This window comes from Bradyrhizobium sp. AZCC 1693, from assembly GCF_036924745.1.
Lineage (GTDB): Bacteria > Pseudomonadota > Alphaproteobacteria > Rhizobiales > Xanthobacteraceae > Bradyrhizobium.
On the sequence record NZ_JAZHSD010000001.1, the window covers coordinates 3,236,295 to 3,252,857 of the forward strand.

At 62.6% G+C, this 16,563-nt stretch carries 20 protein-coding genes; 6 read left to right on the forward strand and 14 right to left on the reverse strand.

The genetic code is table 11. The features are described 5' to 3' along the window. Positions 1–13: 13 nt before the first annotated feature. The 4 genes from V1293_RS15445 to V1293_RS15460 all read right to left on the reverse strand — a co-directional run bounded on the left by V1293_RS15445 (position 14) and on the right by V1293_RS15460 (position 1,709). Positions 14–442, reverse strand: coding sequence for a type II toxin-antitoxin system VapC family toxin (locus tag V1293_RS15445; protein WP_334510758.1), 429 nt, complete (start codon positions 440–442; stop codon positions 14–16). Beyond that, on the reverse strand, positions 439–759 hold the full coding sequence (locus V1293_RS15450; RefSeq protein ID WP_334510759.1) for a type II toxin-antitoxin system Phd/YefM family antitoxin: 321 nt from the start codon (positions 757–759) through the stop codon (positions 439–441). The genes V1293_RS15445 and V1293_RS15450 overlap by 4 nt, the downstream gene beginning before the upstream one ends. A 91-nt stretch (positions 760–850) precedes the next feature. Continuing rightward, positions 851–1,123, reverse strand: a complete 273-nt coding sequence (locus V1293_RS15455) for a hypothetical protein (RefSeq protein WP_334510760.1) — start codon at positions 1,121–1,123, stop codon at positions 851–853. A gap of 1 nt (position 1,124) precedes the next feature. Continuing rightward, positions 1,125–1,709, reverse strand: coding sequence for a DinB family protein (locus tag V1293_RS15460; protein ID WP_334510761.1), 585 nt, complete (start codon positions 1,707–1,709; stop codon positions 1,125–1,127). A 215-nt stretch (positions 1,710–1,924) separates the two neighbouring features. Here V1293_RS15460 and V1293_RS15465 point away from each other — a divergent pair, with 215 nt between their 5' ends. Further along, on the forward strand, positions 1,925–2,284 hold the full coding sequence (locus tag V1293_RS15465; protein ID WP_334510762.1) for a hypothetical protein: 360 nt from the start codon (positions 1,925–1,927) through the stop codon (positions 2,282–2,284). A 194-nt stretch (positions 2,285–2,478) separates the two neighbouring features. Here the strand turns inward: V1293_RS15465 and V1293_RS15470 are convergent, their stop codons facing one another. The 3 genes from V1293_RS15470 to V1293_RS15480 are packed head-to-tail and all read right to left on the reverse strand — an operon-like array spanning position 2,479 to position 6,135. Continuing rightward, positions 2,479–4,752, reverse strand: a complete 2,274-nt coding sequence (locus tag V1293_RS15470) for a xanthine dehydrogenase family protein molybdopterin-binding subunit (protein WP_334510763.1) — start codon at positions 4,750–4,752, stop codon at positions 2,479–2,481. Between the two features lie 17 nt (positions 4,753–4,769). Continuing rightward, positions 4,770–5,246 carry a (2Fe-2S)-binding protein gene (locus tag V1293_RS15475; RefSeq protein ID WP_334510764.1) on the reverse strand — a complete coding sequence of 159 codons (477 nt, stop codon included), beginning with the start codon at positions 5,244–5,246 and terminating at the stop codon, positions 4,770–4,772. Between the two features lie 16 nt (positions 5,247–5,262). Continuing rightward, the gene (locus V1293_RS15480; protein WP_334510765.1) at positions 5,263–6,135 is read right to left on the reverse strand and encodes an FAD binding domain-containing protein; all 873 of its coding nucleotides are present in this window, start codon (positions 6,133–6,135) and stop codon (positions 5,263–5,265) included. Between the two features lie 252 nt (positions 6,136–6,387). Between V1293_RS15480 and V1293_RS15485 the strand changes: the two genes are divergently transcribed. Continuing rightward, positions 6,388–7,740: a lytic murein transglycosylase gene (locus V1293_RS15485; protein ID WP_334510767.1), complete on the forward strand. Its 1,353-nt coding sequence runs from the start codon at positions 6,388–6,390 to the stop codon at positions 7,738–7,740. A 233-nt stretch (positions 7,741–7,973) separates the two neighbouring features. Continuing rightward, the gene (locus V1293_RS15490; RefSeq protein ID WP_334510768.1) at positions 7,974–8,477 is read left to right on the forward strand and encodes a DUF1993 domain-containing protein; all 504 of its coding nucleotides are present in this window, start codon (positions 7,974–7,976) and stop codon (positions 8,475–8,477) included. A gap of 41 nt (positions 8,478–8,518) precedes the next feature. Here the strand turns inward: V1293_RS15490 and V1293_RS15495 are convergent, their stop codons facing one another. Further along, positions 8,519–9,064 carry an HD domain-containing protein gene (locus V1293_RS15495; protein ID WP_442894354.1) on the reverse strand — a complete coding sequence of 182 codons (546 nt, stop codon included), beginning with the start codon at positions 9,062–9,064 and terminating at the stop codon, positions 8,519–8,521. Positions 9,065–9,185: 121 nt separating this feature from the next. Next, entirely contained in the window at positions 9,186–9,626 is a 441-nt protein-coding gene (locus tag V1293_RS15500) for a hypothetical protein (RefSeq protein WP_334510772.1), read from the reverse strand. A gap of 480 nt (positions 9,627–10,106) precedes the next feature. On the opposite strand from V1293_RS15500, the gene V1293_RS15505 reads away from it, so the two are divergent. Next, positions 10,107–10,496: a RidA family protein gene (locus tag V1293_RS15505; RefSeq protein ID WP_334510773.1), complete on the forward strand. Its 390-nt coding sequence runs from the start codon at positions 10,107–10,109 to the stop codon at positions 10,494–10,496. A 23-nt stretch (positions 10,497–10,519) separates the two neighbouring features. Here the strand turns inward: V1293_RS15505 and V1293_RS15510 are convergent, their stop codons facing one another. After that, positions 10,520–11,068, reverse strand: a complete 549-nt coding sequence (locus V1293_RS15510) for a DUF2380 domain-containing protein (protein ID WP_334510774.1) — start codon at positions 11,066–11,068, stop codon at positions 10,520–10,522. Positions 11,069–11,337: 269 nt separating this feature from the next. On the opposite strand from V1293_RS15510, the gene V1293_RS15515 reads away from it, so the two are divergent. Both V1293_RS15515 and V1293_RS15520 read left to right on the forward strand, forming a co-directional pair. Further along, a complete protein-coding gene (locus V1293_RS15515; RefSeq protein ID WP_334510775.1) occupies positions 11,338–12,105 on the forward strand; it encodes an SDR family NAD(P)-dependent oxidoreductase in 768 nt (255 codons plus the stop codon). A gap of 7 nt (positions 12,106–12,112) precedes the next feature. Continuing rightward, positions 12,113–13,285, forward strand: coding sequence for a cytochrome P450 (locus V1293_RS15520; protein WP_334510777.1), 1,173 nt, complete (start codon positions 12,113–12,115; stop codon positions 13,283–13,285). 398 nt (positions 13,286–13,683) lie between these two features. Here V1293_RS15520 and V1293_RS15525 read toward each other — a convergent pair whose 3' ends face one another. From V1293_RS15525 to V1293_RS15540, 4 genes are all read right to left on the reverse strand, one after another. Next, the gene (locus V1293_RS15525; RefSeq protein WP_334510778.1) at positions 13,684–13,947 is read right to left on the reverse strand and encodes a hypothetical protein; all 264 of its coding nucleotides are present in this window, start codon (positions 13,945–13,947) and stop codon (positions 13,684–13,686) included. Between the two features lie 120 nt (positions 13,948–14,067). Next, the gene (locus V1293_RS15530) at positions 14,068–14,781 is read right to left on the reverse strand and encodes an EF-hand domain-containing protein (RefSeq protein WP_334510779.1); all 714 of its coding nucleotides are present in this window, start codon (positions 14,779–14,781) and stop codon (positions 14,068–14,070) included. Positions 14,782–15,270: 489 nt separating this feature from the next. Further along, the gene (locus V1293_RS15535) at positions 15,271–15,921 is read right to left on the reverse strand and encodes a hypothetical protein (RefSeq protein ID WP_334510780.1); all 651 of its coding nucleotides are present in this window, start codon (positions 15,919–15,921) and stop codon (positions 15,271–15,273) included. A gap of 252 nt (positions 15,922–16,173) precedes the next feature. Continuing rightward, positions 16,174–16,440 (reverse strand): DUF2277 domain-containing protein, encoded by a 267-nt coding sequence (locus V1293_RS15540; protein ID WP_334510781.1) that lies wholly within the window; start codon positions 16,438–16,440, stop codon positions 16,174–16,176. Between the last annotated feature and the right edge of the window lie 123 nt (positions 16,441–16,563).

Sequence of the window (16,563 nt, forward strand, 5' to 3'; positions counted from 1 at the left end):
TTGTTCTCGGTCGTTACGGCTCAAGCCACGGATTGAGCACTGGCACCCGCGCCTTTCGATAATCGCTGACGTCGCGCGAGACAACAGTCAGCCCGTGATCAAGCGCCGTGGCCGCTATGATGAGATCCGGTTGCGAGAATGTGTGGCGCGCCTTACGTCCATGCTCGACCAGAAGACGCCATTTGAACATGACATCTTCCGATATCGCGAGCACGCGCTGCTCAAACAGCGGGCGCACCTTATGGGCAAGCCAGTCACTGAGTTCGGCGCGGCGGCCCGCGTCGGCGACACTTTCGATACCGAATCTGATTTCAGCGAAGGTCACAATGCTGACATACAGGTTTTCGAGTGGCTGAGCTGCGATGAAGGCAAGGACCCTGCGTTCCGGTCTGCGACGCCGCAGTTCGGAGAGGACATTGGTATCGAGCAGCCAGTTCGTCACATTGAGACCTTGCGGACGGGCATTGGCGTCCGTGCCGGCTCGATATCGATATCGATATCGATATCGCGATACGGTGACGCCTGCATCGCGGCAATAAGGGCCTCGCCGGTGAGATCGCCCTTGAGGCGGCGGAATTCCTCGGCTGAGATCACCACGACTTCGTCGCGGCCGTGAACGGTCACCCGCTGCGGTCCCTCGCTGCGGACACGTCGCACCAGTTCACTGAAGCGTGCCTTCGCGTCTTGCAAAAGCCACTTACCTGTCTTGGCCTTTGGGCGGCGAGAGGTCACGGAAGCGGATTCTCGAATTCTGGTCATACTGACTAGAATACCATACTATCCCACGAATTCAAGTATAACCCGAGCAATGCGGGGAACGGAATAACTAGGTCCCGAATGTCGCCCACGTTCATCCGGGCCACGTTTGCTGCAAACCGAACCAAACTAATGCAAGAAAAAATGCACTTGCGAGCGCAACAAATACTTTACGGCTCCGACACCGTTCCGAGAGCGAATGTGAGTACATTGCTAGAGTTGAAAATAGCAGCCGTGCGGGCGCGTCCAGATGAGGCGCACGACCTTTCCGTTCCCGGTGGAAAACCATCTGTTGATAGAAGCCCACCAAAAAGATTGAAACGGCTGCAAAAAATACCGCGTTTGAGAGAACGGAAAGCTTGATCAATTCAATCTCCTTTGCGCTCAAGCCTCACTGTCTCGCCCCAGACCTTCTCCTCTGTCCACCCAAGCTCCTCAAACTCCGTAGCCCGTAACGGCGCTTCACCTGCCGAGAAAAACTCGTCGAGTTGTGGCGGGCTCACCGACGTACCGCTGAGCATGCTGTGGGCTTGGCCGCGATGGTGCACCTGGTGCTGGAACAGATGCAGCAGCAAACGGTCCATTCGTTCACGCTGGATGGAGGTGCCGCGATGCACGGAGACGATGCGCTGCAGGCCGGCGCCGTCGAGCGCTTCGACGACGTTGAGCAAGCGCCGGTCGACTGCGGCTTGGGCTTCCTTCAGCGCGGCAACGGTTGCGCAAGGCTCCTGATCCGTCCAGGCATCAGGCCCGAGCGTGCCGCCTTCCATCGCATCGACGTAAAAATGATCGATGATCAGGATGTGGTTGAGCGTGGCGCGCAGGCTCGGAAAGAAGCCGGTTCGTTTCGCGGTGAATTCTTCCGGCGATAGCCGCGCGCAGGCGGTGAGCAGCCGGTGGTTTGCCCAGGCGTTGTTGTACGCCATGGAGCGGTAGGGAAGCACGTCGCTCATTTGCGTTGCCGGCCAATAGGCCCGCATGAACGCAGCGATATGCGGGGACGACAATGAAGGTCCCGGATATCGCTTCGCTCATCCGGGCTACGCTTGTTGACAAACATCGCTCCGATCCACGATCGAGGTCTCTTCAAGAGATTTGTTCGCGCAACATAGCAGTATTTTAAGCGAGCACAACTAAACGTAGCGTCCCATACTTCAAGGAGCTTGCCGTGGAGTCGCTTCCCCTTCTCGGGTTCATTTTGATGATGGCCATCACTCCATGGGGCATCGCGGTGTTGTTTTTCGCATTTTTGATCTCGTGCCTCAGCCGTGTCTTTTTGCGCAGCGCCCTGCTCAAGAATCTCTACATGATCCTCTCGTTCGGCCCCTTGCTTTACCTCTTAGTCCTCAGCATCGCGTTCAGCAGCCCTGCGATTGCACCAACCGGCGACAGTGGGCTCCTAGTGATGTTTGTTTCAATGTTCCTCGGTGTGCCATTCAGTGTGGGCTGGTTACTTGGCTGGCCGATTGCGGTCCTCGTGCAAGTAGCGGCGCAAGGACCGAACAGTTCGACCCCGGAACAACCCTGAATCAAACTGGCATATGAAGGTACGGGATATCGCTTCGCTCATCCGGGCGACGCATGCTTAGGAATGCCCCGCCTTAGCCGATCTCCATCGTCATTGCGAGGAGCGCTAGCGACGAAGCAATCCTTTCCATGCGGCGACATGGATTGCTTCGCTTCGCTCGCAATGACGATGTGGTGAGATACCCGTCGAACTCCCTACTCCGCGGCCTCTCGCGTCGGCGCTTCCAGCACTTCCAGCACCTTCGGCGGCGACATCGGCAGGGCGTAGAAACGTTTTCCGAGCGCGTTGTAGATGGCGTTGGCGACCGCGGCCATCACTGGCACCAGCGGCACTTCGCCGACGCCCTTGACGCCTTGCGGGTGTTTCGGGTTCGGGATTTCGACCATGATGCAGTCGATCATCGGCAGGTCCGAGCAGACCGGCATGCGATAGTCGAGGAAGCCCGGATTATCGACCTTGCCTTCCCGCGTGTAGATGTATTCCTCGTTCAGCGCCCAGCCGATGCCTTGGGCCACGCCGCCCTGGAGCTGGCCCTCGACATAGCCGGGGTGAATGGCACGGCCGACATCCTGCACGGCGGTGTAGCGGATGACGCGTGCGATGCCGAGATCGGTATCGACCTCGACGTCGCAGACATGCGTGCCGAAGCCGCCGTCGGCGCCCGTGGTGTTGAGCTGCACGCCGGCGCCGATCGGGCCGCCCATCGCGGGCGCCTTCTCGGCGAGTTGTTCCAGCGTCAGCGGCTCGAACTGGCCGGCGTTCGGGCTCACCGGATGCGCGGCGCCGTTCTCCCACTTCACCGCTTCGGGATCGATCTCCCAGATTTTTGCCGCGCGCTCGCGCAGCGTCTGGATGATCTTTTCGGTCGACTGCGTCACCACCATCGAGGAAGCGAACAGCACGCGGCTGCCGCCGGTGAGGTTGGAGAAACCGACCGTCTGCGTGTCGCCGATGATGACGGAGACGCGGCGGTAATCGATGCCAAGCAGTTCGGCGCAGATGTTGGCGATGCCCGCGCGCGATCCGCCAATGTCAGGGTGCCCGGTAGTGACGACGACGTTGCCGTCTTCGGTGATGTTGACCTGGGCTGAGGATTCGCCGCCGGCGTTGAACCAGAAGCCGGAAGCGACGCCCCTGCCCCTGAGCTTGCCGTGTCCGTCGCCGAGCGGCGCGGCATAATGCGGCGAAGCCTTGGCCGCTTCCACCGTCTCGATATAGCCGATGCGCGGAAACACCGGACCATGCGCCGCCTTGGTGCCTTGCTTCGCGGCGTTCTTCAGGCGGAAGTCGAGCGGATCCATCTTCAGCGCTTCTGCGACTTCATCCATCACGCATTCCACCGCATAGGCGCCGATCGGCGCGCCCGGCGCGCGATAGGCCGCGACCTTCGAGCGGTTGGAGCAGACGTCAAAACCCTCCGACAACAGGTTCGGAATGTCGTAGGGCGTGAAGCTGCAGCCCGCGGCGCCGCGGATCGGCGAGCCCGGGAAGGCGCCGGCCTGCAGATAGAAAGTGCCGTGCGCGGCGACGATCTTGCCGTCCCTGGTCGCGCCGATTTTCACCGTGCTCTTCGAGCCTGAGGTGGGGCCGGTGGCGCGCATCACTTCCTCGCGCGTCATCACCATCTTCACCGGGCGGCCGGATTTTTTCGCAAGCAAGGTCGCGAGCGGTTCGAGATAGACGATGGTCTTGCCGCCAAAGCCGCCGCCGATCTCGGCGGGGATGGCGCGGATGTCGCTCTGCGGGATGCCGGTGAGATAGGCCGTCATCGCGCGCACCATGAACTGGCCCTGGCTGGAGCTCCAGATCGTGGTCTTGCCATCAGGCGCCACCGAGATCAGGCAGGCATGCGGCTCGATATAACCCTGATGAACGGGGCGCGTGTTGAAGGTGCGCTCGATGACGATGTCGGCCTTCTTGAAACCTTCCGCGATGTCGCCCTTCTTGTGCTCGAGGCGGCCGGCGATGTTGGAGGGCTTGCCGTCGAACTTGTTGAACTCGTGCAGGATGGGCGCGTCGCTCTTGATCGCGTCGTCGATCTCGATCGACCACGGCAGCACCTCGTAATCGACCTCGATCAGCTTGCAGGCTTCCGCCGCGATCGCTTCCGTGGTCGCAGCCACGGCCGCGATGGGGTGGCCGGGGAACAGCGCCTTGTCGCGCGCCATCACGTTGCGGCACATCCAGCGCATGTCCTGGATGCCCAGCATGACCGCGCCCTTCTCGATCGGGAAATCAACGATGTCGCGCGAGGTGACGACGGCTTTTACGCCCGGCAGTTTTTCGGCCTTCGAGGTGTCTATGCCCCTGATGCGCGCATGCGGATGCGGGCTACGCAAAACCTTGCCCCAGATCATGCCTGGCATGGTGGTGTCGGCGGCGAACTGGGCGCGGCCGGTGACCTTGTCCATGCCGTCGGGACGGATGGTGCGCTGGCCGATCCATTTGTTGTTGGTGACGAGGTTCATTGGGCTGTCTCCCGCAATTATTGCGCGCGCATTTCGGCAGCGGTTTCCATCACCGCGCGGACGATCTTGTCATAGCCGGTGCACCGGCAGAGGTTGCCGGCGAGCCAGAAGCGGACTTCCTCCTCGCTCGGCTCCGGATTCTTCTTGAGCAGCGCGTCGGAGGCGACCAGCATGCCTGATGTGCAGATGCCGCACTGTAGCGCGGCCATCTCCAGGAATTTCTGCTGCAGCGGATGCAGTTTCTCCCCGTTCGCCATGCCCTCGATGGTCCTGACCTCGTGGCCTTCGGATTCAACCGCGAGCATCAGGCAGGAGCAGACCAGCCGATCGTCGAGCGTGATCGAGCAGGCGCCGCAATCGCCAGAGGCGCAACCTTCCTTGGAGCCGGTCAGCGCCAGCGGACCGCGCAGCGCGTCGAGCATGGTGTCTGATGGCTCGCAGAGGAATTCCATCGGCTCGCCGTTGATCGTGGTGGTGACGTGAACTTTGGCCATGAACTACTTTCCGATTCTAATTCTTCTGGGTCGCGCGTTGGGCTGCGATCGCGGCGGTGCGCTTGAGCAACACGCCGGCCACCCTGGTGCGATAGGCGATGGTGCCGCGCTTGTCGTCGATCGGACGGCAGGCGGCGGAACAGGCGGCGGCGGCTTTCGCCAGTGCCGCATCGTCGAGCTTTGAGCCGATCAGCGCTTTCGCGGCGTCTTCGACCAGCAGCACGGTCGGCGCCACCGCACCGAGACCGACGCGAGCTGATGTGACCGTGCCGTCCTTGATCGTGAGACTGACGCCGACGCCGACGACGGCAATGTCCATTTCGGTGCGCGGGATCATGCGCAGATAAGCATCGCTGGAGCCGGGCGGACGCGGCGGCAAGGTAAAACTCACTAGGATCTCGCCGGGTTTTAAGTTGGTGCGGCCGGGACCGGCGGGCACCTCCTCTACCTTCATTTCGCGGCAGCCGTCCGGGCCCTGCACGGTGACGATGGCGCCGGCGGCGACCATCGCGGGCACGCTGTCGCCGGCGGGCGAGCCGTTGCAGAGATTGCCGCCGGCGGAGGCGCGGCCCTGCACCTGCTTGGAACCGATCAGGTTGACGGCCTCCAGCACGCCGGGCCAGACCTTGCCGAAATTCCTGTGTTCCGCGAGCGCCATGCCGGAGACCGCGGCGCCGATGCAAAAGCCGCCATCGGCGGTCTGCTCGATTGCGGTCATTTCGGGGATTTTCTTGATGTCGACGATCACGCCGGGCTTGAGCACGCCGGATCGCATCTGCACCAGCAGATCCGTTCCGCCGGCCAGGATGCGCGCGGCGCTGCCGGCTTTCGCAAATGCGCCGACCGCTTCGTCAAGCGTGCCAGGCGCCAGATATCGGAGTTCCGTCATGGATTCCGCAATCTCCCTTTTTGTCTGCCCGCCCCATATGGGCGACGGCCTTATGCCGGCCCGGCAGTGCGGGCCTGAGCCTACACGGGGATCAACAGTTGGAACAGCCTGCGAGATCAGGTCGATACGGCAGGCTCCTATGCGCGTGGCGGGGCTTGCGGGCCGGATTGCTCCGAGGCCCGGCCGTTGGCTAATCCAGCCCGCCGGTCTAGAACTTGGCCTTCGGATTCACGATTGCCCCCGGTGACATTGATGCCGCATCTCAGATTCCTGCTTGCTGCCGCGGCTTCGCTTCTCCTTTCCTCACCCGCAATCGCCCAATCAGCCCCCGCTCCTATCAGACCAGCGCCGGCCCGGCCGGCCGCGGTCGCACCGGTACCGGGGCAGCAGCCAGCCGCCGTTGCGCGCTCGCCCCGCGCGGCGGCCTGTCACAACGGCATGCCGTTCGACCGTTTTCTCGCGGATTTGAAACAGCAGGCGCTGGCGGAGGGCGTGTCACAGCGCGCGCTCGCCGACGCCGCGCCGTACCTCGTCTACGACCAAAGCATCGTCAACCGCGACCGTGGTCAGCGCGTGTTCGGCCAGGTGTTCACCGAATTCGCGCGGAACAGGGCGTCCGACGGCGCGGCAAAAAATGCGCAGGCGCGAATCCGGATGCATGCGGCGGCGTTCGCGCGCGCCGAGAAGGAATATGGCGTACCATCAGCGGTGATCGCCGCGTTCTGGGGGCTGGAGAGCAGTTTTGGCGCCGAGTTGGGCAAGCTGCATACGCTGCCGTCGCTGGTGTCGCTGGCCTACGACTGCCGCCGCTCGGAGATGTTCAGCAAGGAAACCATCGCCGCCTTGAAGATCATCGACCGCGGCGATCTCACGCCGTCGGAGATGATCGGCTCATGGGCCGGCGAGCTCGGCCAGACGCAATTTTTGCCGACGCATTACTTCAACTATGCGGTGGACTATGACGGCGACGGCCACCGTAATTTGCTGCGCAGCGCGCCCGACGTGATCGGCTCGACCGCGAACTATATCGCCACCGGAATGAAATGGCGGCGCGGCGAGCCGTGGCTGCAGGAAGTCCGCGCGCCGCAAAATTTTCCGTGGGACCAGGCCGACCTCACCATCAAATTGTCGCGTGCAAAGTTCGCGCAGCTCGGCGTCACCTATCCCGACGGGCGACCGCTGCCGAACGACGACATGCCGGCGTCGCTGCTGCTGCCGATGGGCCGCACCGGACCGGCGTTTCTCGCTTACGCGAATTTCGCCGCCTACACCGAGTGGAACAATTCGCTGATCTATTCGACCACCGCTGGCTATCTCGCGAGCCGCATCGCCGGCGCCCCGCCGATGCGGCAGCCATCCGCGCCGGTCGCGCAACTGCCGTTGAATGAGCTGAAGGAATTGCAGCAGCTTTTGGTGCGCGCGGGCTTCAATGTCGGCAAGGTCGACGGCGTGATGGGACAGTTGAGCCGCACGGCGGTGAAGGCGATGCAGATCAAGCACGGCCTGCCGGCGGATTCCTGGCCGACGGCGGAGCTGTTGGCGCGGATGCGCGGGCCCGGCGTCCAGGCGCAGCCAGCCGCCATCGTGATGCCCGCGGCGCGGTAGCCACCGCTCTGTCATTCCCCGCGAAGGCGGGGAATCCAGTACGCCGCAGCCTATCTGCTAAATCGCACCTGCTCTGGAATACTGGATCGCCCGCCTTCGCGGGCGATGACAGCCGGAGAATAATTGACTGTGATCAGCAGACGGCAAGCGTTGTATTTTCCCTGCCGCCTCCCCATCTCGCAAAACACCTCATTCTCCCGAGGCGTTATTCCACATCACGAAAAGAGCATCGCATGTCTTTCCACGACTTAACTGTGCCGGCTTTCCTGCAGATTCTCGGCAGCCTTTCCGGGCTGCTCACCAAGGCGGAGGCGCATTGCAAGGCGAAGAACATCCAGCCCGAAGTGCTGCTCAATGCCAGGCTCTATCCGGACATGTATCCGCTGACGCGGCAGGTACAGACAACTTGCGATTTCGCCGCAAAAACCTGCGCGCGGCTCACCGGCAGCGAGGTGCCACAGACGCCGGACACGGAAAAGAGTTTTGAGGAGCTGCAGCAGCGGATCGCGAAAGCGATCGACTATGTGAAGTCGTTCAAGCCGGCGCAGTTCGACGGCGGCGACACGCGCGAGGTGACCTTCCCGATCGGCCCGAGCAACACCATGACGATGAAGGGCCAGCAATATCTCGTCAACTTCGCCTTCCCGAACTTCTATTTCCACGCCGCCACCGCCCACGGCATTTTACGGCACAACGGCGTCGAGATCGGGAAGCGGGATTTTCTCGGGGTGAGGTAATCGTCGCCGCCGCGGCGGGCGCACCGCTTGCCGCGGCGCGATCAGCGCAACGAAGCCAGTTCGCGCGCAAGGTTTTCGCGAGCCTGCCGGTCATATCTCGCGGCAAAGGCCGCTTCGGGAAAGATGACCGGCCGCGTAGCGAACTGGCTGAGCACTTTGGCGCGGCCGGCGCGATAGTCGCGCTCCGGCACATGGATGAACTCCTGCCGGATCGCCGCGGCGTAGGCGTCGTATCGCGCGGGCTCCGCGCCCAAAATGCTGAGGTCGATCGAGATCAGGATCGCGCCCAGCCGATCATCGGGCTGCACATCATGCGTCTTTGTCAGGCGGATCAGGCGGCCGACCTCCTGGCGAATATCCTCGCGGACGTGCTGTTCGGCCAGCTGCGCGCTGAACTCTTCATTGTCCGCACGAGTCGCATCGTAGACGACATCGTGCCACCAGATCGCCGCGGACAGAATTTCGCGATCGAGCGCCGAAAGATTTTCCACGCGCGCGAGCGCGCCGAGACAGTCTTCGATGTGCGTGAGGTTGTGATAGTGGCGGCCAGGTGTCGTATAGGCGGCGACCAATTGTTCGCGGTTCATCGCCAGGTGTCTACCAAGTTGATCCGGCGCCGTAGGGAGGGCAGAGCGCAAGCCCACCATTCCGCGCGGAGTGCTGGATGGTGGGCACGGCGCTTCGCGCATTTGCCCACCCTACGAAACTCTACCGCATCGTGATCGCCAAACCGCTGAGATCCGCGTTCGCCATCAAGCCGACCTGGTGGCCGGTCAATTCCAGCACCGCGCCCTTCTGGTTGGTCAGCACGATGGCGCGCGCGCCGCGGCCCACCGCAAGCCCCGCGCCGGCCGCGCCGTAGACACCGGCGACATCGGAGGGGCGATAAATGTTGCTGACGCGGCCGCGCAGCACCGTCTTCGAGCCGCCGAACACCAGGCCGTAGTCGAGACCGCCGGTCGACAGCGGATAACGCCGCCCGTGGAAGTTCAGCACGCCGCTGCCGCCGGAGCCACCGATAATCCATCCCGCCTTGTAGATCGTGAGCTGCACAAAGCCCTCGTCGGCATGCGCGGCGGAGGACAGCGTGACGCCGGTCAGGGCCGCAAACGCAAGCACGGTAGCGCGAATGACGGATGGCATTTTCATGGATGGTATCTCCGGAGGTCTTGCAAATCGAAAAGTGTCGGGCAGGCTTTGCGGCGCAGATTGAGTCGCAACTATCGGATTGTAACCGATCGGCGCAAGGGGCAAAGTGTATTCGGCGCCTTATGCGCTGCACGGCGCACGGCATCCCGCGCCGTGCATCCGACATAATTTCATCACGATTGCACGAACAAAAAGAGCCGACCTGTGAACTGCATTACTTCAACGGGGCGCGTCTCGCGCTATTTCGTGTCTGGCGAATTGGACTGACGGGCGGGACCTTCACACCTATCGGCGGGTCGCAAGCGCCGCGCCGCTGCCTTTCCAGCGAGGCAGCGGCGCGTTAGAGCGTTTTCCAGCGAAGTGGAGACCGGTTCGCGTCAAGAAAACGCGTCAAATCAGAAATCTAGAGCCCCGTTCCGATTTCATCGGAACGGAATAGGCTCTAGGCTCAAAGCACCGACCCGTTCATGAAGGTGTCCCATGGCCCCGATCCAGCATTTCGCGCCGCCCGCCGGCATCAAGTCCCCGCCGCTCTCGTTCGCCGCGCGCACCGGCGACCTTCTGTTCATCTCCGGCATTCCGGGCTTTGACGACAAGGGCGCGCTGGCGGATGGTTTCGAGGCGCAGTTCGGCTTCGTCGTCGCCAACATCAAGCGCGTGCTCGACGAGGCCGGCGCGACGTTTCGCGATCTCGTCAAGGTCAACGTGCTGCTGACGCGCGCCTCCGACGTCGCCACGATGAACGTATTGTATGCCTCGGCGTTCGGACCCGCACCCTACCCCGCCCGCACCACCTGCGTGGTGCAGGCGCTGCCGGATCCGAAGATGCTGATCGAGATCGAAGCTGTTGCGTCACTGGCGAAAGCGTAGGCGAAGACGTAGGGCGGATTACCTCACGGCTTGGGCATCGTTTCCCTCAATTGATCGCCGACGAAATTGGCGGCATGGCGATAGGCGGCATCGTTGTCGCCGCGGAATGTCACCGTTCGCCGCATCAACAATTTCTCGGCTTCGAGATCGAGCAGCTGGATCTCGCCCCATTGCACCAGCGTGCTCATCTTGCGGATGCCGCCATAGACCACCAGCCGGGCGCCGGCCCGGCGGGCGGCTGCGATGAAAACATCCTGCGACATGCTGGTGGCGGTGCAGGGATGATCGGGGCATTCGATCGGCACCACGCGATAATCGCCCTGGGCCGCCAGATTATCGCGCAGCAACGCGGCAAATGACGCCACGCGCGCGCGATGCTCCGCGCTCTGGTCCGCGACCTCTCCGGAAGTGTCGAAATAGTCGAAATCCGCCACCGCTACAGCGATCGGCGCGGCCGCCGGCGATCCGCCCGATTGAAACGACAATGCGGCTACCGCGCACAGCAGGGTCAGCACCGCGCTTGCGCGGCTGCGCAGGCTTGACGCGCGCCGTGGGGTTGCTGCTTGCATCATGCTTCGTCTCCTTCAACCACGACGTTGGCATCGCCCGCTGCCGGGCCTGAATCATAGCAGCGCGCGGGGATTTCGCTAAGCCATTCCATCTCGCTTTGCGCCTTTGAACCTTCTCGCCTTGCCCGCTACTCACTCGGGTAACCGGGCTAACGCGCCGCGTTCTACCAATCGATGGGTTTCGCTTCGCTCCCATCCTACGGACCTACCATCTTGTACTAACGGGTACGCTTGCTATCCTCCGCCAAAACCAAAAGCAGAGGAAACGCCGCATGCCCCTTCTCCAAAATCACATCGCCGTCATCACCGGCGCAGGCTCCGGCATCGGCCGCGCGATCGCGATCGGCTACGCCCGCGAGGGCGCGCGCATCGTGCTGCTCGACAGGGACGAGAAGGCGGCGGCGGAAGCCGCGAAGGAAATCCGCGACGCCGGCGGAAGTGCCGAAAGCTTTGCGCTCGACGTTGCCAGACGCGAGGACTGCGTCGCGATGGCGCGGCAGATCGCCGACAAGGTCGGGCAGGTCTCGATTCTCGTCAACAATGCCGGCATCGTCCGCCGCAACGGCATGCTGGGCGCGGCGGAGGCCGTGATCAACGACTGGGAAGACATCATCGCGATCAACCTCACGGGTGTTTTTAACGTGACGCATGCCTTCCTCGCACCGTTGCGCGCCAGCAAGGGACGCATCGTCAATATCGGCTCGATCCAGTCCTTCGTGCATGTGCGCACGCCGAGCTCGCCGGCCTATACCGCCTCCAAGCACGGCGTGCTCGGCTTCACCAAGGCGCTCGCCGCCGAACTCGGCAAGGAAGGTGTGCGCGTCAACGCGATCGGCCCGGGCTTCATCGCAACGCCCTTGAACGCCAACGCCCGCGCCAACAATCCAGACCTGGTGAAGACATTCATGGATCACACCCCGCTGGGGCGCGCCGGCACCGCGGAAGACATCGTCGGCCCCGCGATCTTCCTCGCCTCCGATCTGTCGGCCTACGTTTCCGGATCGATCGTGATGGTCGATGGCGGTTACCGAGCTGTGTGAGCACATCATGTCCAACGCCCCGCATTTCGACATCGACGTCCCCTCCTTCTGGGCCGATCCCTATCCCGCGCTCGCGAAGATGCGGAAGGAGGCGCCGATCGCGTTCGTGCCGCAGCTCGGCTCCACCGTGTTCACCCGCCGCGGCGACATCTTCACCCAGGAGAAGCGCATCGACGTGTTCTCCTCGCACCAGCCGAACGGGCTGATGAATGTGCTGATGGGCCATAACATGATGCGCAAGGACGGCGACGCGCACATGACGGAGCGGCAGGCAATGTTTCCCGCCGTCTCGCCACGCACGGTGCGCGACACCTGGGTCCGGCAGTTTCAGGCCCACGCCGACCGCATCCTCGACGAGCTGGTGCCGCAGGGCGCAGCCGATCTCTGTAAAGCGCTCGCGCTGCCGCTGTCGGCCGAATGCCTGAAGGATGTCACCGGGCTGACCAACATGCGCTACCAGGACATGGACGCGTGGTCGCAGGCGATGATCGACGGCATCGCCAATTACACTGGCAACAAGGAGGTGGAGGCGCGCTGCCACGCGGCGACCGCTGGCATCGACGCCGCGATCGACGACATGATTCCGGTGGTGAAGAAACACCCGAACACCTCGATCCTCAGCGTGCTGCTGGCTTCCGGCCAGAACATGGAAAGCATCCGCGCCAACATCAAGCTTGCGATCTCGGGCGGCCAGAACGAGCCGCGCGATGCAATTGCCGGCGCGATCTGGGCGCTGCTGACGCATCCCGAGCAGCTCGCGCTGATTCAGGACGGCAAGGCAAAGTGGCTCGACGCGTTCGAGGAGTATGCGCGCTGGATCGCGCCGATCCAGATGTCGCCGCGCCGGGTGGCAAAGCCATGGTCATATGGCGGCATCGACTTCGAGCCGGAAGACCGCGTGTTCTTCATGTTCGGCTCGGCCAATCGCGACGAGGCCTGCTTTGCCGAGCCTGATAGCTTCGACATCACCCGCGACACCCAGAAGAGCATCGCCTTCGGCGCCGGTCCGCATTATTGCGCCGGCGCGTTCGCCTCCCGCGCCATGGTGGCCGACGTCGCACTGCCGAGCGCCTTCGCGCGACTGAAGAACCTGCGGCTGGATGAGCGCGAGCCGGTGCGGATCGGCGGCTGGGCGTTTCGCGGGTTGCTCAATCTGCCGGTGAAGTGGGACGCGGGCTGATCGTTGCAGTGAGCTTCTACTGGCGCGGGCATTCCCTGTAGCCGAACGTGTCGATGATCTATGTGGCGGCAAAGGACGCCGACGAGGTCAGGACGAATACGAGAACGGCGAGAGATCGCATGGCCAACCTGCCCGGTTTCATCATGTATGAGGGAAAATAGCCGCAATCGACGAAGGCGTCATCGGCCGATCACATGACCCGGCAACGAAAACAGCTCAACGAGGTGATGACCTGCGAATCCGCGCAGCGACCATGTCTGGGAAGGCCACGTCACGGCGACGAACAGCCCCGAAAGCATCCCGTGCCAGTTATCAGCCGAAAGCAGCGGGTCGACCATACCGCGCAGCCATGCGGCCCGTGAACAGCATCAGCAGCGCCCAGCCGAACACGCGCGTCATCACGGCGTCTCGCTGCCGGCGCCGTGATCGCCGTTCGGCGAAAGCAGGCACATGTGCTGAAACACCCAGCGCATGGCGAGGTACCAGAGAAAGCCTCCGAGGGCTCCGCAAACGCCAAGAAGGATGATGTAGGCGGGATGATACTCGCCGCTCCACCACAGCATCCCGCCGATCCAGAAGATGGTGAAGAAAATCGCGCCGAGCTTCAATCGCCTTGCCTGATCCATGACATCGCTCCGATGGCTGACATCCGATGCCATCATGGAAGCCACTGCCGCGCCGCACCGTGAGGCGCATCACGCCGCGCCGGAACCGGGCAGCTAGGGCGTGAGGTCCGAAAAGTGCCACTTCCGGACATCGTGCCCAGTCGCGTGTGGTCTGAGCTACTTGCGCCCTCGAAAGGTGTCGAGCTCCTCCTTGGACAAGACGTCATCCCGATCTGTATCGACCAGTCGGAAGATGCGCTCAATGGCTCTATCGAACTCTTCGCGCGTAACTGACCCATCACGATCTTCATCCATGGAAAGGATCGTGCTCATAATCGATCCGCCGACGCTGTTAGGTGGGACCGGCGTTTGACGGGCGAATGCCAGCATCTCGTCCCATTCGATCCGGCCGTCGCCATTGCGATCGGCCCGCGCAAGTCGCACGACATCTTGCTCGATGCGCTGCTTTAAAGATTCCTCGGAATCCCCCCCGCTCGGAAAAATATAGGCATGGCGCCGAATACGCCGGCTCACGCCCATAAGGATCTCGTCACGAGTGACTATGCCATCAAAGTCGAGATCATAACGCGCCAACTCCTCAAGCACCGGGCGCCAGACGCCCGTCGGCCACGTCTCGTCCTGAATGCGAGCGTCGGCTTGGCTAACAGTACCGTCCATGTCGATGTCGGAGCCGCGGAACTGCTGGCGCGCGTGATTGATGAATACCTGTAAGTGCGTGCCCGGAGCTACCCCCGAGATGAAATAGGCTGCCGGATCGAGCGGCGCCTGCTGCGCGACTGCGGCAACCAACGGCGCTGCGAGGGACCAGGCAACCACTGCAATGCAGAAACGAGAAAAGGAACGGTTTGTTCTACCCGGTGACATCTGCATTCCTTACCGCTCGGCATGACGCAATGCTAATTCTGGCGAGCCCAAAGGTCGGATGTCCGCTCCGGTCAAAAACGGCTCCAGTCAAATCTCCACAGGGCAGCGAATTACAAAGCCACTTGGTTGTATAGAAGAGATGTGTCAACCGAAATCGGGCCGAATGCTCAATTTTGGATGAAGCGGGTGCAATGTCCGATGTGGGTCATTCGCGTCGCATTGACGGTGTACTGATCACTTCCGGTCTGCCCCGATCAACGGACATCTTCAGAACCGGTCGGCATGTCTCAACGTGCCCCAGCAGCAGTCATGGCGCGCATCCCGAGTAGGAAGCGACGGTCGCAGAGGAGAGCGCCACCGACGTTGTGTGAGCGCGGTGATAACCCCTCAAAATGAAGCTCGAAGTGAACTGAGGCGGGAGGGCCGGTCGCCATAAGTTGACCGGGTCACAAAAGGAAAGGCGTTGATCAATTTCGCCGCCAGCAATCTGCGCCGTCAGCGCGAGAACTGTGGTCCGGCGGGAGGCGGCGGGCGAGGCACCGACGATGACTGTATGGCCGATGATTGCGCCTTGGGTTGCGGAGGTTTGGGCTGCGGGATCGAGGCCGTCTGCTGGGCCGGGGCCGGAGGCATGGATGACATCTTTTGTCTGATGTCCTCCTCAACAGCCTTTAGTGCCGCAATGTTCTGGGCCATCTGTTCTTGCCTGGCAGCGAGTTGTTCCACGCTTCGCCGCACGACATCGAGATTGGACGCCAAGGGCGCAAGCTGCTGCATCGGGTCAGTGGAAGTTGCGGCCACGACTGGCGACTTCGTCGTCGAAACGGATAGCACCCAGGCCAGCATCGGAGCCCGGGCTATCAGCATCTCCTTTGCTGCATCACCGTAGGACTGCCAGCCAAGCGTGGCGCCGACACCGATGAGAACCGCAATAGAGAACCGGGCAAGGGTGCGGAATATTCGCCTGCCAATCGACGGCCGGCCGCTCGCCAGCGGCCCCTCCCCGAAGCGGTAGTGATGGGGATCGATCGACGGCTTCATGCGCCGTCTACCAATGCGATGATCGGATCGGGCGTCCGGATCGCGCGCAAGCCCGCCGGACGAAGGTTCTTCGGCCGTCAGTGGTGGGCTTTGCGAGTATAACATTGGTACCTCCACCGACGGTTCTTCCAAATTCTTGAGGGAAGAGGCGATGCTGGTTTGACGGAAGGGAGGCAGGAGCGCAGCGGCCCCGGGGCGTTTGTGAGATCGTCGCACGATAGAATCGACTTGTTTGAAGGTCGGTCAAGGCCGGCTCATTGCGCAACCCGTGCGTGTCGACTACGGGAAGGTCACGGTAACGTGCTTGATCGGCGTCCGGTCACGCCGCGACAGTGACCTTCAAACTAATCAACGCCCCTAGCCGAACCTCGCCCGCGAGCGCTCCCTCACCTTCTCGGCCTCGACCTCGCGGTCGCGCGGCGCCGCATTGGTCTGCAGCGAAGCCAGCAGGCGGCGTGCGCTGTCTGACACTTCGGAAACCGCGCGGTTGAACGCCTCGGCGTTGGCCTGCGACGGCGAATTGAAGCCGGAGAGTTTTCGCACGAATTGCAGCGCGGAAGCATGGATTTCGGCGTGCGTGGCCGGGGGCTCGAAATTGAACAGGGTCTTGATGTTGCGGCACATGATTTCTCTCCTCTGCACCAGCCGTCGGTCAAGGACGAACGGCCGGTGCAAAATCCGACGGCGTGGCCTATTCTGTCATGGATCACGCGGCGCGTTCACCCCCGTCGGCACCTGCAACCAGCG

What these genes read in the sequence shown, in the direction of transcription:
- V1293_RS15490 (WP_334510768.1), top strand. Translation starts at nt 7,974, where the DNA reads ATGTCTTTCCACGACTTAACTGTGCCGGCTTTCCTGCAGATTCTCGGC.
- V1293_RS15515 (WP_334510775.1), top strand. Translation starts at nt 11,338, where the DNA reads ATGCCCCTTCTCCAAAATCACATCGCCGTCATCACCGGCGCAGGCTCC.
- V1293_RS15495 (WP_442894354.1), bottom strand. Translation starts at nt 9,064, where the DNA reads ATGAACCGCGAACAATTGGTCGCCGCCTATACGACACCTGGCCGCCAC.
- V1293_RS15530 (WP_334510779.1), bottom strand. Translation starts at nt 14,781, where the DNA reads ATGCAGATGTCACCGGGTAGAACAAACCGTTCCTTTTCTCGTTTCTGC.
- V1293_RS15460 (WP_334510761.1), bottom strand. Translation starts at nt 1,709, where the DNA reads ATGAGCGACGTGCTTCCCTACCGCTCCATGGCGTACAACAACGCCTGG.
- V1293_RS15520 (WP_334510777.1), top strand. Translation starts at nt 12,113, where the DNA reads ATGTCCAACGCCCCGCATTTCGACATCGACGTCCCCTCCTTCTGGGCC.
- V1293_RS15475 (WP_334510764.1), bottom strand. Translation starts at nt 5,246, where the DNA reads ATGGCCAAAGTTCACGTCACCACCACGATCAACGGCGAGCCGATGGAA.
- V1293_RS15535 (WP_334510780.1), bottom strand. Translation starts at nt 15,921, where the DNA reads ATGTTATACTCGCAAAGCCCACCACTGACGGCCGAAGAACCTTCGTCC.
- V1293_RS15485 (WP_334510767.1), top strand. Translation starts at nt 6,388, where the DNA reads ATGCCGCATCTCAGATTCCTGCTTGCTGCCGCGGCTTCGCTTCTCCTT.
- V1293_RS15470 (WP_334510763.1), bottom strand. Translation starts at nt 4,752, where the DNA reads ATGAACCTCGTCACCAACAACAAATGGATCGGCCAGCGCACCATCCGT.
- V1293_RS15480 (WP_334510765.1), bottom strand. Translation starts at nt 6,135, where the DNA reads ATGACGGAACTCCGATATCTGGCGCCTGGCACGCTTGACGAAGCGGTC.
- V1293_RS15505 (WP_334510773.1), top strand. Translation starts at nt 10,107, where the DNA reads ATGGCCCCGATCCAGCATTTCGCGCCGCCCGCCGGCATCAAGTCCCCG.
- V1293_RS15500 (WP_334510772.1), bottom strand. Translation starts at nt 9,626, where the DNA reads ATGAAAATGCCATCCGTCATTCGCGCTACCGTGCTTGCGTTTGCGGCC.
- V1293_RS15540 (WP_334510781.1), bottom strand. Translation starts at nt 16,440, where the DNA reads ATGTGCCGCAACATCAAGACCCTGTTCAATTTCGAGCCCCCGGCCACG.
- V1293_RS15450 (WP_334510759.1), bottom strand. Translation starts at nt 759, where the DNA reads ATGACCAGAATTCGAGAATCCGCTTCCGTGACCTCTCGCCGCCCAAAG.
- V1293_RS15510 (WP_334510774.1), bottom strand. Translation starts at nt 11,068, where the DNA reads ATGATGCAAGCAGCAACCCCACGGCGCGCGTCAAGCCTGCGCAGCCGC.
- V1293_RS15525 (WP_334510778.1), bottom strand. Translation starts at nt 13,947, where the DNA reads ATGATGGCATCGGATGTCAGCCATCGGAGCGATGTCATGGATCAGGCA.